14 protein-coding genes are annotated in these 15,126 nt (G+C 62.4%); 8 read left to right on the top strand and 6 right to left on the bottom strand.

The genetic code is table 11. From position 1 onward, the window contains the following. Positions 1 to 134 precede the first annotated feature (134 nt). The 5 genes from KGB29_RS08570 to nahK all read left to right on the top strand — a co-directional run bounded on the left by KGB29_RS08570 (position 135) and on the right by nahK (position 7,464). A complete protein-coding gene (locus tag KGB29_RS08570; protein ID WP_150814566.1) occupies positions 135 to 1,379 on the top strand; it encodes an FAD/NAD(P)-binding oxidoreductase in 1,245 nt (414 codons plus the stop codon). A gap of 9 nt (positions 1,380 to 1,388) precedes the next feature. Beyond that, entirely contained in the window at positions 1,389 to 2,195 is an 807-nt protein-coding gene (locus tag KGB29_RS08565; protein ID WP_090454959.1) for a sulfite exporter TauE/SafE family protein, read from the top strand. Positions 2,196 to 2,404: 209 nt separating this feature from the next. After that, the gene (locus KGB29_RS08560; protein WP_057715207.1) at positions 2,405 to 3,589 is read left to right on the top strand and encodes a porin; all 1,185 of its coding nucleotides are present in this window, start codon (positions 2,405 to 2,407) and stop codon (positions 3,587 to 3,589) included. Positions 3,590 to 3,743: 154 nt separating this feature from the next. Continuing rightward, entirely contained in the window at positions 3,744 to 4,901 is a 1,158-nt protein-coding gene (gene nosP / locus KGB29_RS08555) for a nitric oxide-sensing protein NosP (RefSeq protein ID WP_102671462.1), read from the top strand. Next, positions 4,831 to 7,464, top strand: a complete 2,634-nt coding sequence (gene nahK, locus KGB29_RS08550; protein ID WP_150814567.1) for a hybrid sensor histidine kinase/response regulator NahK/ErcS' — start codon at positions 4,831 to 4,833, stop codon at positions 7,462 to 7,464. The genes nosP and nahK overlap by 71 nt, the downstream gene beginning before the upstream one ends. 141 nt (positions 7,465 to 7,605) lie before the next feature. Here the strand turns inward: nahK and KGB29_RS08545 are convergent, their stop codons facing one another. The 6 genes from KGB29_RS08545 to KGB29_RS08520 all read right to left on the bottom strand — a co-directional run bounded on the left by KGB29_RS08545 (position 7,606) and on the right by KGB29_RS08520 (position 12,800). Then, the gene (locus tag KGB29_RS08545) at positions 7,606 to 8,271 is read right to left on the bottom strand and encodes a response regulator transcription factor (RefSeq protein ID WP_057715204.1); all 666 of its coding nucleotides are present in this window, start codon (positions 8,269 to 8,271) and stop codon (positions 7,606 to 7,608) included. Between the two features lie 56 nt (positions 8,272 to 8,327). Continuing rightward, positions 8,328 to 8,885, bottom strand: coding sequence for a PQQ-dependent catabolism-associated CXXCW motif protein (locus KGB29_RS08540; RefSeq protein WP_150814568.1), 558 nt, complete (start codon positions 8,883 to 8,885; stop codon positions 8,328 to 8,330). Positions 8,886 to 9,109: 224 nt separating this feature from the next. Further along, positions 9,110 to 9,901: an ABC transporter permease gene (locus tag KGB29_RS08535; protein WP_150814569.1), complete on the bottom strand. Its 792-nt coding sequence runs from the start codon at positions 9,899 to 9,901 to the stop codon at positions 9,110 to 9,112. Next, positions 9,898 to 10,629 (bottom strand): ABC transporter ATP-binding protein, encoded by a 732-nt coding sequence (locus KGB29_RS08530; protein WP_150814570.1) that lies wholly within the window; start codon positions 10,627 to 10,629, stop codon positions 9,898 to 9,900. Before KGB29_RS08530 ends, KGB29_RS08535 begins: the two co-directional genes overlap by 4 nt. Further along, positions 10,626 to 11,585: a YVTN family beta-propeller repeat protein gene (locus KGB29_RS08525; protein ID WP_150814571.1), complete on the bottom strand. Its 960-nt coding sequence runs from the start codon at positions 11,583 to 11,585 to the stop codon at positions 10,626 to 10,628. The genes KGB29_RS08530 and KGB29_RS08525 overlap by 4 nt, the downstream gene beginning before the upstream one ends. Positions 11,586 to 11,615: 30 nt before the next feature. Beyond that, positions 11,616 to 12,800 carry an ABC transporter substrate-binding protein gene (locus KGB29_RS08520; RefSeq protein WP_150814572.1) on the bottom strand — a complete coding sequence of 395 codons (1,185 nt, stop codon included), beginning with the start codon at positions 12,798 to 12,800 and terminating at the stop codon, positions 11,616 to 11,618. Between the two features lie 210 nt (positions 12,801 to 13,010). Here KGB29_RS08520 and pedF point away from each other — a divergent pair, with 210 nt between their 5' ends. The 3 genes from pedF to KGB29_RS08505 are packed head-to-tail and all read left to right on the top strand — an operon-like array spanning position 13,011 to position 15,123. Next, a complete protein-coding gene (pedF, locus tag KGB29_RS08515) occupies positions 13,011 to 13,472 on the top strand; it encodes a cytochrome c-550 PedF (protein ID WP_057715198.1) in 462 nt (153 codons plus the stop codon). 3 nt (positions 13,473 to 13,475) lie between these two features. Further along, positions 13,476 to 14,351 carry a substrate-binding periplasmic protein gene (locus KGB29_RS08510; protein WP_150814573.1) on the top strand — a complete coding sequence of 292 codons (876 nt, stop codon included), beginning with the start codon at positions 13,476 to 13,478 and terminating at the stop codon, positions 14,349 to 14,351. 10 nt (positions 14,352 to 14,361) lie between these two features. After that, a complete protein-coding gene (locus KGB29_RS08505; RefSeq protein ID WP_150814574.1) occupies positions 14,362 to 15,123 on the top strand; it encodes a quinoprotein dehydrogenase-associated SoxYZ-like carrier in 762 nt (253 codons plus the stop codon). The last annotated feature ends 3 nt before the right edge of the window (positions 15,124 to 15,126 follow it).

The raw sequence follows: 15,126 nt of genomic DNA, 5'->3' as shown, positions 1-15,126 counted from the left end.
GGCTTGCTCGCGAAGGCAGTGTGTCAGCCAACGTTTATGTCTACTGACACACCGCCTTCGCGAGCAAGCCCGCTCCCACAGTTGTTTTGTGGTGAAACTGGCAACATCCTTGCGTGCAGCAAAAGGAACAAGCAATGAACGATCAACACTGGGGCCCATCCATCAGTGCAGATATCGTGGTCATCGGCGGCGGCACGGCGGGCATCGGCCTTGTCGCCAGCCTGCTCAAGCGTAGCCCGCATCTGAACATCACCGTGATCGAACCCGACTCCCGGCACTACTATCAACCGGCCTGGACGCTGGTCGGCGGTGGTGCCTACAACGTGGAAAACACCGTGCGGCCCATGGCGTCGGTGATGCCGCGCGGGGCCCATTGGCTGCAGGCTGCCGTGACGGGCATCGATCCCGACAAGCGCCAACTCACCCTCGGTGACGGGCGTACGGTCGGCTATCAAAACCTGGTGGTCTGCCCCGGCCTGCGCCTGGCCTGGGAGAAAATCGAAGGCCTGGAGAACACCCTCGGCCAGCACGGCGTGACCTCCAACTACAGCTATCGGCACGCGACCTACACCTGGGACCAGGTGCAGAAATTACGCGGCGGCAAGGTGCTGTTCACCCAGCCGGCCATGCCGATCAAATGTGCCGGAGCGCCACAAAAGGCGCTGTACCTGTCCTGCGATCACTGGAACAAGAGCGGTGTGCTGAACGACATCGACGTCGAGTTCAATCTTGCGGGCGCGGCACTGTTCGGAGTGCCGACCTTTGTCCCGCCACTGATGAAGTACATCGAAAAGTACAAAGCCCGGTTGGCGTTCAACTCGAATCTGGTCAAGGTCGACGGCCCGGCGAAAACCGCGTGGTTCGACGTCAAGGATGCCGATGGCAATGTCACCCGCCAGGCAAAAACCTTTGACCTGCTGCATGTCGTGCCACCACAAGTCTCCCCGGACTTCATCGCCCAAAGTCCGCTGGCCGACGCCGCCGGTTGGTGCGAGGTCGATCCCCACACCCTTCAACATCCGCGCTATCCAGGCGTGTTCGCGCTAGGCGACATCTGCGGCACCACGAATGCAAAAACTGCTGCGGCGGTGCGCAAGCAGATCGTGGTGGTGGCGGAAAACCTGCTGGCCTTGCGCAAGCAGCAACCGCTGCCGCTGAAGTACGACGGCTATGGCTCCTGTCCGCTGACAGTGGAGAAGGGCAAGGTGATCCTTGCCGAGTTCGGGTACGCGGGCAAGTTGCTGCCGACCTTTCCCCTTGACCCGACGATCCCGCGCCGCTCGGCGTGGTGGCTGAAGGCGACACTGCTACCGTGGTTCTACTGGAACGGTATGCTCAAGGGCCGCGAGTGGCTGACACGTGTGTCCAGGGTCGACTGAGAACTCCGTATGTTGCTGGCAAGTCTGTTTGGTGTAGTGATGGGGTTGGTGCTCGGCTTGACGGGCGCCGGTGGCGGTATCCTTGCGGTCCCGGCCCTGGTGTTGGGGTTGGGGTGGAGCATGACCCAGGCCGCTCCGGTGGCGTTGTTCGCGGTGGGCAGTGCGGCGGCGGTCGGTGCCATCGACGGCTTGCGCCATGGCCTGGTGCGTTATCGCGCAGCGCTGCTGATCGCGGCATTGGGTGCGGTGTTTTCGCCGATAGGCATCTACTTTGCCCACCAGTTGCCGGAAAAAATCCTGATGATCCTGTTCAGCCTGCTGATGGTCATGGTGGCCGGGCGGATGTTGCGCCGCGAGCGCAAGGACGAGGGTCCCAGCGATCATGGTCAGGCCAACTGGGGCCAGAAGAACTGCATGCTCGATCAACAGACCGGGCGCTTTTCCTGGACCGCCAAATGCACCGCGACCCTCGCCGCGCTCGGGGCAGTAACCGGCGTGGTCTCTGGATTGCTGGGGGTGGGCGGCGGCTTTCTGATTGTCCCGGCCTTCAAGCAACTGACCGACGTGCAGATGCGCGGGATCATCGCCACGTCGCTGATGGTGATCAGCCTGATTTCCGGCATCGGCGTGATCGGCGCGTTCCATGCCGGGGTGCGCATCGACGATTCGGGCATTGCCTTCATCGTCTCCAGCATCGTCGGCATGATCATCGGCCGCAAGCTCTGCGCCCGGGTGCCGGCGCGGGCGTTGCAGGTCGGATTCGCCAGCATCTGCGTCGTGGTCGCCGCCTACATGCTGTTCAGGGCCAACGCCTGACCGGTACCGGTTCCTGTGGACGCCAGTGGGGTCCACAGGCCTACACCCTTAGTGGCGAGCCTCACTGACACGCAGTCTTACACCGTAGTGGTCACACACCGCCAGCCAATCCAAAGCACCTGAAAACCAGCCCCAAGGCAGCGTATGGCGCCGCCCGTCAGGTTTCGATAATCGCCTCCGACACTCAGTCCCCCGTTTCGGAGCGCGCCATGCACAACAATAAGAACGTCACGCATCGTTTTCTGCCTGCCTTCATCGCCAGCCTGTCCGCCCTTGGCCTGAGCCCGCTGGCCGAGGCGGATATCATGCTGTACGACAAGGACCAGACCACGTTCTCCACCGACGGCTACATCAACGCCTTCTACGTGAACAGCGATGTCGATCGCGCCGGCGATCAGTTCGACCGTCGACAGTCGCGGGTCAAGATGGGGTTCCTGCCCAACTACCTGGGGTTCAACATGGGCAAGCAGGTAGACGACCTCAAGCTCGGCGCCCGTGCCTCGTTCTGGGTCACCATCAACGACAGCGAAACCAACGGCACCGACACCGCTATTGATGTGCGGCAGTTCTTCGGCACCGTGGCCAACCCGGAGTGGGGCGAGGTGCTGATCGGCAAGGACTTCGGGCTGTTCGCCCGTTCCAACATCCTGCTCGACGAAATGCTCGCCGGTTATGGTCAGGTCAGCGATACGTTGGGGCTGGTGGATGGCGGCGGGGTGTCGTTCGGCAACATCGGCACCGGTTATCCGTATCCGTTCCCGACCTCGCAGATAACCTATCGCACCCCGGTGATGGACGGTCTGCGCGTGGCGGTCGGCATCATGGACCCGGTGGACACCAACGACAGCAGCCCGACGGGCAAGGCCTATCAGGAAAACCCGCGTACCGAGAGCGAAGTCACCTATCAATTCGACCTGGCCGGGGCAAAGATCTACAGCTGGGTCAACGGCAGCTACCAGACCTCGGACAACACTGATTCCACGGTCGAGACCGTCACCTCCAAGGGTGTCGGTTATGGCGTGCAGGCGAAGATGGGCGGCTTGTCCCTCACCGGCTCCGGTTTCCAGGCCAAGGGCATCAACCCGTTTTTCACCAACAATGCCGGCGAGCCGACCCTGCGCAATGTCGACAGCGACGGCTACCTGATGCAGGGCTCCTACAAACTGGGCAAGAACCGCCTGGCCTTGTCCTACGGCAAGACCAATGACGATGGCAACGGCGTGGTCGGCAGCGGCGCGGACTACGAGACCCGCGGCATCGCGTTGTTCCATGACGTGAACGACAACCTCAAGCTGGTGGCCGAGTACAACCAGTTCGAAATCAATGGCCACGACACCGACGAGCAGAACGAAGACACCGACACCTTTGCCGTGGGGGCGGTGCTGACCTGGTAACCCCGGGAGGTGGCCCTGGCCGTGCGCATCGCGGCGAGGGTCGCCAACCGTCTCATCCCATCGAAGCGGCTACCCGCTACCCAAGTAGCATTCGTCGCACCTCACAGACTTCGTACACTCGTGCTTCATACACACGCACCTGCGGGAGGTAAGGATGCAGCAGAGCGAAGGCGTCGTCAGTGCGATGTCCCAGGCCACCGATGCCCGGCAGGTCGCGCAAGAACTGGCACGACAGTTGTTGCATCCGCACCTGGGGTTCGTGCTGTTCTTCTGTTCCGCCGAGTACGACTTGCAGGCGCTGGGCCAGGCCTTGCAGCAAAGCTTCGGCGGCATTCGCCTGGTGGGCTGCACCAGCGCCGGGGAAATCACCCCGCTGGGCTACGGACGCAATTGCGTGACGGCGGTGGGTTTCGATCATCGGCACTTTTCCATCGCGATCGAGCTGATCGACCAGATGGAGCACTTCAGCCTGATCGACGCCCAGCAAATGGTCGAGCGCCTGGTCAGCGGCTGTCGCAGCAATACCCTGGCCCCGATCAAGGGCAACAGCTTTGCCCTGACCCTGCTCGATGGCCTGTCCAGCCGTGAAGAAATGGTCCTGGCGGCCTTGAGCGCGGCATTGGGCGACATTCCGCATTTCGGCGGCTCGGCCGGCGACGATAACTACCTGACCCATACCCATGTGTACTTCGATGGCGAGTTCCACAGCGGCGCGGCCGTGGTGGTGCTGGTCAATACCTGGCTGGATTTCGAAGTGTTCACCACCCACCACGTGCTGCCCCGCGCCGAAAAGCTGGTGGTCACCGGGGCCGACAGCACCTTGCGCCGGGTCTTCGAACTCAATGCCGAGCCGGCCGCCGCCGAGTACGCCCGGCACATCGGCGTGCCGGTGGCGCAACTCGATCACCGGGTCTTCGCCGCGCACCCGTTGGCAGTGCGGATCAACCAGCAGTACTACGTGCGGGCCATCCAGCAGGTGCATCCGGACCTGAGCCTGAGCTTCTACTGCGCCGTGGAAAACGGCATCGTCCTCACCGCCATGACCCCGGGGCCGATGCTGCCGAACCTGCAAAGCCTGTTCGAGGGTTTGCAGGAGCGCCTGGGTGATTTGCTGCTGACCATCGGTTGCGACTGTTTCCTGCGGCGTCTGGAACTCGAAGACGACGGCAGTCTTGATCAGATCGGCACGTTTTTGCGTGAGCAACGGGTGATGGGTTTCAACACCTACGGAGAACAGTTCAATGGCATGCACATCAACCAGACCTTCACCGGCGTTGCCATTGCCCGTGGCCGTGCCCCAGGACATCGCTGAGCTGCAGGCCGAGCTGGCCAGGCTGCGCCTGGAAAACCATAAACTGCAGCGCATCAATGGCGCGCTGATCGAACGGGTCGAGTCCGGGGTGACCCGCGGCAACGATCCGTACGCGGCATTCCAGCATTCGGTGGTGCTGGCCGAGCAGGTGCGCGAACGCACCGATGCCCTGAACCAGGCCATGGCCGAACTCAAGGCCGGTAATCATTTGCTCAGCGAAGCCCGCCTGCGCGCGGAAACGGCGCATCAACACCTGATCGATGCCATTGAAAGCATTTCCGACGCCTTCGTCCTGTTCGACGCCGAGCAGCGCATCGTGCTGTTCAACAGTAGGTTCAAGGCGTTCTGGAGCAACAGCCGGGTGCGGATCAATGCCGGCATGCGCCTGACCGAGGTCAAGCGGCTGATGATGAATAACGGCCTGTTCACCGAAGAGCCACGCGGGCATGCCGACGAAAATCTGCTTTACCGCCTGCAGAACGGGCGCTGGCTGCAAGTCAGCGAGCGGCCGACCCAGGAAGGGGGGCGGGTGATTCTGTTCACCGACATTACCGACGTCAAACTCAGCGAAACCGTACGCCGGGAGCAGGCGGTGGCGCAGAAGTCGCATCTGCTTCAACGGGCGGTCGACAACCTGTCCCAAGGGGTGGCGATGGTCAGCGCCGAGGGCATTCTGGAGTTGTGGAACCGGCGTTTCCTGGAGTTGAGCGGCCTGGCGCCCGTGGCGGCCCATCGCCCGTTTGCCGAAGTAATCGCCGACAGCGAGTTGAACCTGCTGACCCCGGCCAGTCGCGATGGCAACGGACGACCGGTACGCGAATGCGAACAGCGCCTGTACGATGGCCGGGTCCTGGAAATCCGCACCCATGCGTTGCCCGCCGGCGGCTTCGTCAACACCTTCACCGACATTACCGAACGCTATCAGCACGCCGAGGCGCTGAGTGAAAGCGAGCACTGGATTCGCCTGATCACCGATCACGTTCCGGCATTGATTGCCTACCTTAATGCCGACCTGGTCTACGAGTTCACCAACAAGGTCTATGAAGAGTGGTACTGCTGGCCCCGTGGCGTGATGCTCGGCCAGAGCCTGCGCGAAGTGCACAGCGAACAGCATTACCAGCGGTTGGAGTCCTACGTGGCCAGGGCGCTGGCCGGCGAGAGCGTGACGTTCGAGTTCGCCGAAACCAACGTCAACAACCAGGAGCGCTACATGCTGCGCTCCTATGTGCCCAACCGTCTGGCCAGTGGCGAGGTGGTGGGGATTTTCGTGCTGATCCGCGACATCACCGAACGCCGGCGCACCGCCGAGGCGTTGCATCAGGCTTATCAGAACCTTGAGCTGCGGGTACGCGAGCGCACGGCGGAATTGACCACACTCAATGACCAACTGCTGCGCGAGATCGATGAGCGTCGCCTGGTCGAGTCACGCTTGCGCGAGGCCAAGCAGGAGGCCGAGCAGGCCAACCTGTCGAAGACCAAGTTCCTCGCCGCCGTCAGCCATGACCTCCTGCAACCGTTGAATGCAGCTCGGCTGTTTACCAGTGCCTTGCTGGAGCGGCGCGAGCCGATGTCCAGCGAAGTTCTGGTGCGCAACGTGAGCAATTCCCTGGAAGACGTGGAGAACCTGCTCGGCACCCTGGTGGATATTTCCAAGCTCGATGCGGGGGTAATCAAAGCCGACATTGCGCCGTTTGCCCTCAGTGAACTGCTGGACAACCTGGCCGCCGAATACACCCAGGTGGCGCGCAGTGAAGGCCTGCAACTGCACTTCATCGGCTGTTCGGCGCTGGTGCGCAGTGACATCCAGCTGCTCGCCCGGATTCTGCGCAACCTGCTGAGCAATGCGATTCGCTATACCTACAGTGGTCGCGTGGTGCTCGGTTGCCGGCGGCATCATCAGTGCCTGACGATCGAAGTCTGGGACAGCGGCATGGGCATCGCCGAGCATCGCCTGGAGGAGATTTTCCAGGAGTTCAAGCGCGGTGATGTGCAGCGACCCGATCAGGATCGCGGCTTGGGCCTGGGCCTGGCGATTGTCGAGAAGATTGCCGGCATCCTCGGGCATCGCATTCATGTGCGTTCATGGCCGGGACGGGGTTCGATGTTCTCGGTCGAAGTACCGTTGAGCGCCACCGCGCCGAAACCACCGCCGACGTTGCAGATGAGCGAGCCGATGCTTGAGCGCCTGCGCGGTGCGCGGATATGGGTGCTGGACAATGACGCGACCATCTGTGCCGGCATGCGCACCTTGCTGGAGGGGTGGGGGTGTCGGGTGGTGACGGCGCTGTCGGAGGAGGACCTGGCGCGGCAAGTGGACAATTACCACGCCGAGGCCGACCTGCTGATTGCCGATTACCATCTGGACAACGATCGCAACGGTGTCGACGCCGTGGCCCGGATCAATGCCCGGCGCGCGTCACCGGTCCCGGCGATGATGATCACGGCCAACTACAGCAATGAACTCAAGCAGCAGATCCGCGAACTGGGCCACACCCTGATGCACAAGCCTGTGCGGCCGATGAAGCTGAAGACGGCGATGAGTCATTTGCTCGGCAGGCCTTGATTTTCTGGGTGTCGGTGCTGGCCTCTTCGCGAGCAAGCCCGCTCCCACATTTGATCTTCATCAAACACAGATTTTGTGTACGACGCAGGTCCAGTGTGGGAGCGGGCTTGCTCGCGAAGGGCGCGCCGCGGTCTCTCTGACTCAACGCCGCAGATAAGACCCGAAATCAATATCCCCGGCACTCAGGATCGCCTGCACCCGGTTGTGCACGTTGAGCTTGCGCAGGATCGCCGAGACATGGGCCTTGACCGTGGTCTCGGCGATTTCCAGGGTGTAGGCGATCTGCTTGTTCGATTCGCCTTTGGTCATGCGTTCCAGTACCTGCAGTTGTTTGCGGGTCAGGGCCTGGAGCAGTTCGGGCGGGAAGCCCGGGGTGTCGTTCATCCGCCGGTGGGTGCTGCTTTTGGCGGTGCGGATGATGTCCGGGGGCAGGTAGACATTGCCATTGAGAATCTGCTGGATGGCATCGGTCATCTGGGTACGGGGTGAAGACTTGGTGATGAAACCCACCGCACCGTAGGTGATGGCTTGCAGCACGATCTGTTTGTCCTGCTCGGCGGAGACAATCACCACCGGAATGGTCGGCGCTTCGTTACGCAGGTTGATCAGGCCATTGAGCCCGTGCATGCCGGGCATGTTCAGGTCGAGCAGGATCAGGTCCAGGTCATCGTGTTCCTGGGTCAGCGCCAGGGCGCTGTCCAGGTCGGCGGTTTCCATCACTTCGGTGCCGGCAAAACCGTCGCTGATGACGTTGTGAATGGCTTCGCGAAACAGCGGGTGATCGTCGGCAATCAGGATTTTGTACATGGCCTTTCACCTCATTATTTTGATTATGGTGTGGCAACTACACGCACGCGTAAAGCTCAGGGAAAGGGTTCCGGCGCTGCCGGCACCACCGGCAGATTGGCCGCTTGCCAGGCGTCCAGGCCATCGCGATACCAATACAGAGTCTTATAGCCCATGGTGGCTGCGCGTTTGACCGCATTCCAGCTCAACCAGCAGTCGGAGCGGCAGTAGAAGACCAGCGGTCGCGTCGGGTCGCCGCCAGTCAGTGATTTCAGGTTCCGGGAAAAGTAATCCTGCCAGGCGGGCGTCAGGTCACCGTCGCCGGTATTGGCCAGCCAATGGCTGCCGGGCAGGTTTTCATGGGGCTGGTCTTCGATGAACTGCCCTTGCAGCCACTGACGGCGGTAGACATCGATCAGCACCGGGCGCGGGGTTTGGCCGAGCAGGGTTTGCAGGGCGGGGGTGTCGATGATGGTTGCGCCTTGCAGTTGTTCCGGCGTCGGGCTGCGGTACAGGCCGATGCGATAGCCGTCGGTGGCGAACAGCGCCGTGTCGGCCTGCGCGGTGCTCAGCAGCAGGCCCAGCGACAGGGCGGCGAGAGTAGGGCGCAACAGGCAACGTCGGGCTCGCGGCATGGGTTCAGTCCTTATAGTTATGGACCTATTACATGCCAGTCGGGGGGCGTTGGGAATGCGACGATAGACAGGGAAACCAGTACTAAAGTAGTAATTTCACCCTGTTCAATGAAGATCCCCCTGTGGGAGCGGGCTTGCTCGCGAAAGCGTTGTGTCAGTCAACTTATTTATTGAATTTGCCGCCGCCTTCGCGAGCAAGCCCGCTCCCACCGGGGATTGTGGTGTTAGCTGGTTTTGCGCAAGGCCGCATGCTGCGGGTTGAAGGTCAGCACGGCGAGCAGCGCGAACAGCAGCGTCAAACCCGCACACACCGCCAGCGCCAGCGGATTGAAGCGTTCATACAGGGCGAAACGCACCAGTTCCACCGCATGGGTAAAGGGATTCACCGCGCACAGCCAATACAGCCACTGGCTGGCCTCGCGCATCTTCCACAGCGGATATAGCGCCGATGACAGGAAAAACAGCGGGAAGATCACGAAGTTCATCACCCCGGCAAAGTTCTCCAGCTGGCGGATCGCGTTCGACAGCAACAGGCCCAGTGCGCTGAGCATCAACGCCACCAGCAGCAGGACCGGCAACGCCAGCAACAGGCCCATGGCCGGTGGCCGCACGCCGTAGATCCAGGCAATCGCCAGGAACGCATACACCTGCAACAACGAAATCAGCGACGTGGCCACCAGTTTGCTGCACAGCAGAAAGGTTCGGGGCAGGGGGCTGGTCAGCAGCACGCGCATGCTGCCCATCTCGCGGTCGTAGACCATCGACAGTGACCCCTGCATGCCATTGAACAGCAGGATCATGCAGGCCAGCCCGGGAATGATGTAGACCTCGTACGGTATGTAGGTGTCGTAGGGCTCGATGATCGCGATTCCCAGCGCCGCGCGAAAGCCGGCGGCGAACACCAGCAACCACAGCAGCGGCCGCACCAGGGCGCTCAGAAATCGGGTGCGTTGCAGCACAAAGCGCAGCCATTCGCGCAGCACGATACCGCGCAAGCATTGCCAGTAAGCGTTCATTGGACAACCCCTGATGTCGTAAGGCGAGTGAAGGCCGAGCCGAGATCGCCGCCGTGCTTCAGGCTCAGGGCATCGGCTTGCCCACTGGCCACCAACCGACCTTGATGCAGAATCAACAAGTCATCGCTGGGCTGTACTTCGTCGAGTAGGTGGGTGGTCCAGAGCACGCTGATGTGCTCGTCGCGACACAGGCTGCGGATGTGCTGGTTGAGCGCCAGGCGACTTGCCGGGTCGAGGCCGACACTGGCTTCATCGAGCAGCAGCAGGCGCGGCTCATGCAGCAGGGCGCGGGCAATTTCCACCCGGCGACGATGGCCGCCATTGAGTTCGCGCACCCGTTCGCGGCGACGGTCGGTCAGGGCCTGACGGGCCAGTTCGGCGTCGACCCGAAGGTCGGTCTGACGCCGGGACAGGCCATGCAATGCCGCGTGATAACGCAGGTTCTGCTCGACGCTGAGGTCCAGGTCCAGGGTGCTTTGCTGGAACACCACGCCCAATTGCCTGAGTGCCGGGCGTGCCGCGCTGCGCAATGAACAGCCACCGACGCGGATCTCGCCTTGCTGCAGATCATAGAGCCGGGTCAGCAGGGCAATCAGGGTCGACTTGCCGGCGCCGTTGGGCCCCAGCAGCGCGGCGAAACGCCCGGGTTCCAGGCTGAAGCTCACCTTGCGCAAGGCCTCCCGGGAGCCGTAGGCAAAGCTCAGGTCGCTGACTTCAAGGGCGTTCATGGCGTCACCACCACGCCCCAGGGATAGCGCCCGACCTTCACCGATTTGCTGACCTTGAGGCTGTCGACATCGATCACCGAGACATCGCCGCTGACGCCGTTGGTGGCCAGCAGTTGCTTCTGATCCGGGGTGAACGCCAACTGCCAGACCCGTCGACCCACCAGCAGGTAATCGAGAATCTCGAAAGTCTTGGCATCGATCACCGCCACATGATTGGCCGGGCCCAGTGCGACGAAACCGTACTTGCCATCGGCGCTGAGCTTGATGCCGACCGGCTGGACCTTGTCCGGGTGCACGCCCTTGATCTGGAAGTTAAGGGTCTTGAGCACGGTGCGGCTGGCCACATCGAGGATGGTCACGGTGCCGCCGATTTCCGCCGAGGCCCAGAGCTTCGCGCCATCGGGGGAGAACTCGACGAAGCGCGGGCGCTGGTCCACCAGGGTGCTGTCGGCCAGGGTCTGGGTGCTGGTGTCGATCCAGTGCAGCATGTTGGTGGTTTCGCTGGTGTTGACCGCCCACTTGCCGTCGGGGCTGACGGCCATACCCTCGGGCTCGACGCCGACGTTGATCTGGCCGAGTACCTTGGAGGTCTCGGTGTCGATCACCGTGACCAGCGCATCGTCTTCGTTGGAGACGTACAACCAGCGATTGTTGGGGTGCAGGGCGAATTGTTCAGGGTCTTTGCCCGAGGGCAGTTCCTTGATGATCTTGCGCGTGGCCACGTCCATCACCTGGACCCGGTCCGAGTCGCTGGCGCAGATGTACAACAACTTGTTGTCATGGGACAGCAGCAGGCCGCGAGGGCGCTGGCCGACGGGCAGGGTGTCGGTGACTTGCAGGGTCTGCATGTCGATCAGGCTCAGGTTGTTGTCCTTTTCGTTGGAGACCCAGGCAGTGCTGGCAACGGCATTGCCAGCGGCGAGCAGCAAGGTGCAAGAGAGCAGGGTGCGGCGCATGGCGGATTCCTTATTGTTGTGATGTTCGGATCAGGGAAAGCGGCAGCTGACCTCGGGCTTGTCGTAACCCAGGCTGTCCATCTCGTTGAACGGGTGCAAAAAGCCGTCCTGGGGTGAGGTGCTGACCAGCGCCCGGGGCTGGACAATGGGAATCGGCTGGCGCAACTGGCCATTCCACGACCGGTAGCTGAGCTTGCGACCCTTGAAACCGTCGAGCGGCAACTGATCGCTGATTTCAAGCGTACGGATCGCCATCGGCTCGGCCTGGCGCAGTTTGCTCACAGCGCTGGCGATACTGCGCACGGCCATCCATGCCGCGAAATCGCGGTCATTCATCCAGCGTCCGGTCAGGGCTTCAAAGCGTTTTTGCAGCTGCGCGGCGCCGTAGGTTTCCACGGTCTTGTGCCAGCCCACCGGGGTCAGGCCCTGGGTGCCGGCGACCGGGCGCGGGTACCAGGTCTGGTAGGGCACGTATTCACCGAAGTCGCCGCGTTCATCGGCCACCAGTACCACGTCGTACTCGGCGGTCTGGGTGAACAGCGGCATGTCGGCCTGGGCGCTGCGGCGTTGGTCGTTATCGAAGCTCCAGGTTTTTTCTGCCACCAGTTGCAAGCCGAAGCGCTTGGCCGCGCGGCGCAGTGCGGCGGCATAGGCTTGATCGTCCGGGGTCGGGCCGACAATCAGCAGCGCCCGCTGCCATTTGCGCAACACCAGAAACTGCGCCAGCGCATCGGCGAGCATCGCCCGGCTCGGCAAGGTGTGCAGCACGTTCGGCAGGCAATCGGTGGTGCGCAGGTTGTCATCGGGGCTACCGGCGTTGAACAGCAAACTGTCGGGCAGTGCCGCACTCAGTTGGCGCAGGCTGCCCGAAGGGGCGTTCACCACAAACAGGCGCAGGCCTTGTTCGTGCTGAGCCTTCGCCGCTTCGAGCAATGCCTCGGGGCTGTCGACACTGGCGCTGACCAGGCTGTAGCCGTGGTTGAGAAAACGCCCGGTGCTGTTGCTGTCGGTGATCGCCAGTTCGGCGCCGCGCAGCCCGGCATCGGTGGGCTCGGGGATGACGTTCGACAGCAACGGGCCGGCGTCGGGGCGATAACCCAGGTAGCCGATCCGCACCTGCAAGGGCGCATCGGCGGCCTGACTCTGGGTGGCCAGGCCGGCGGCGCAGGCAATCGCCAGCAGGTAGATCAGGGCGTAAGGGATGAGCTGGCGCATAGGGCACTCCATTACAGGTAGCGCCAGCATAGGAAGCCCGTGAAGCTGAGGAAATATGCAGAAAGTACCGGTGGTGTCCATCCAGCGCCTTACTACCAAGGGACTAGGTAGCGACCACCAAAGCAGCATGGGGGCTGTGTGCAGGGCTTTCTAAGATGGCTGCCATAGCCTCTGCCAAGAGGTTTTGCGTGCAATCCAGAGGGCATAACAATGACAACAAAACGCAACGCCTTGCTCGTGACCGGGCTATTGGCCAGTTTGATCAGTGCAGGTTCCGTCTGGGCCCACGGCAATGTGGTGCCACAGGCTGTCGCCACCCAGGGCTTGACCCCGATCAAGGACGCCGGGGTGCAGCTCGATGCCGATGGCTGGGCCGCGGTGAACCCGTATCGCACCGCCCCGGAACACGACAAGGCAGTGGAAATCGGCGCCTCGGCCTATACCCAGAACTGCGCGGCCTGTCATGGCCTGGAAGCCAAGTCCGGCGGTATCGCCCCCGACTTGCGCATGCTCGATGTCGGCGAGGCGGGCGATGAATGGTTCGCCGAACGGGTGCGCCATGGCGCGGTGCGCGACGGTCGGGTGTACATGCCGAAGATGGCCGACTACCTGAGCCAGGAAGCCCTGTGGGCGGTGCGTACCTATCTGGACACTGTGCGCGTCGAGGAGTGACCCATGCGCCTGCTCGCGGTGTTGATCAGCGCTCTGTGGCTGTGCTGCCAGGCGGCGCAGGCGCAGGTTCGCAACTACGACGAAATGATCGCCGCCGGGGAGCTGAAGGTGGCGGTCTACAAGGACTTCGCCCCCTACAGTTTCGAAAGCGCTGGAAAGCCTCAGGGGGTCGATGTTGAACTCGCCGAGGCCTTGGCCAAGGCACTCGGTGTGCGCCTGACGCTGATCTGGGCACCGGCGGGGGAAAAACTCGATGACGACCTGCGCGACTACATCTGGCGTGCCAGTGCCTTGCACAACCAGCAACTGGCCGACCTGATGATGCGCGTGCCCTACGACCGCGACTACGCGCAGAAACGTAATGAGTTCGGTGAACTGGAAAATGGTCATGTGGTGATGTTCGGTCCGTACCAGAACGAACAATGGCAGGTGGCCTATGACCGCCGAAGGCTGGACAAGGTCGCCAGCGTTGCGGTGTTCGAGCAGCATCCGATTGGTGTCGAAGTCGACAGCGTGCCCTCGTTCTACCTGACCTCGGTGTTCAACGGCATGCTCGCTGGCAAGACCCATCACTATTCAGGCGTACCCCAGGCGTTTGCCGCGATGAAGGCCGGTGAGGTCGACGCGGTGATGGCCATGCGCGGCGAAATCGACTGGCAAGTGCACGAAGCGGCCGACCCGCAGGTGGCGCTGGCAGAGAATGCCTACCCGAACATGGGCAAGCAGCTCTGGGAAATCGGCATGGCGGTGCACGAAAGCAACCGTCAACTGGCCTATGCCGTGGAAGAGGCGTTGGAAGCGCTGATCCGCGACGGTTCGGTGAAGACCATCTACGGCCATTACGGCCTGCGGTACGACGTGCCCGAGATGTATCAATAAGGAGCAGGCGATGAAATGGCGAGGGAGTTGTCTGTTGGCCTGCTGGTTGAGCCTGGCGGCACAGGCTGGCGCTATCGATCCGGGCAAGGATCCGGTGCCATCGGTGATGTGGGCCTTCTACCATCAGCGGTTTCTGGGCAATGCGCCGTTCGTTTTCGATGAACGGGTCAAACTGCTGGCGCCGCCGTTTGCCGAAGATGCCCGGCAGGTGCCGCTGGAAATCGATGCCCGGGCGTTCAATGGCGAGGTGGTGAAAATCCTCGCCTGGGCAGAGCTGAATCCGTTACCGAAAATCGTCGACTTCCAGCCGCTGAATTCGGTTTTGCCGTGGCTGTCTTTGCGCATTCGCATCGAACAGGCAACGCCCTTGCGCGCGGCGGTGTTGACCCGCGACGGCGTGTGGCATGTCGGCTCGACCCTGATTGACGCCGCGGGTGGCGGTTGCACCGCCCCGAGCGTGGTGCGGACTCAACCGGGCTGGGAGGAGCGCATCGGCGAAGTGTTCGGCGGGCGTTATCCCCGGGACGGGTTCAGCCGTTTGCGTATGCAGGTGGCCCATCCCATGGACAACGGCATGGTCAGCGGCATTCCGGAATTCTTCATCAACCATGCCGAACTGCGCGACCGCAACGAGCAAGTGCTGGCCCGGCTGGAGCTGTTCCCCGCGGTCAGTGAAAACCCCAACCTGGCCTTCGACATCGAAGGGGCAGGGCAAACGCGCCTGCTGCTACGGGACAACAGCGGCAATGAGTTCGATGCGTCGATCCCCTGACCC

Origin of the sequence: Pseudomonas sp. BF-B-30, from assembly GCF_019956305.1 — a bacterium.
GTDB lineage: Bacteria > Pseudomonadota > Gammaproteobacteria > Pseudomonadales > Pseudomonadaceae > Aquipseudomonas > Aquipseudomonas jessenii.
This window is presented reverse-complemented; position numbering and strand designations above follow the sequence as displayed.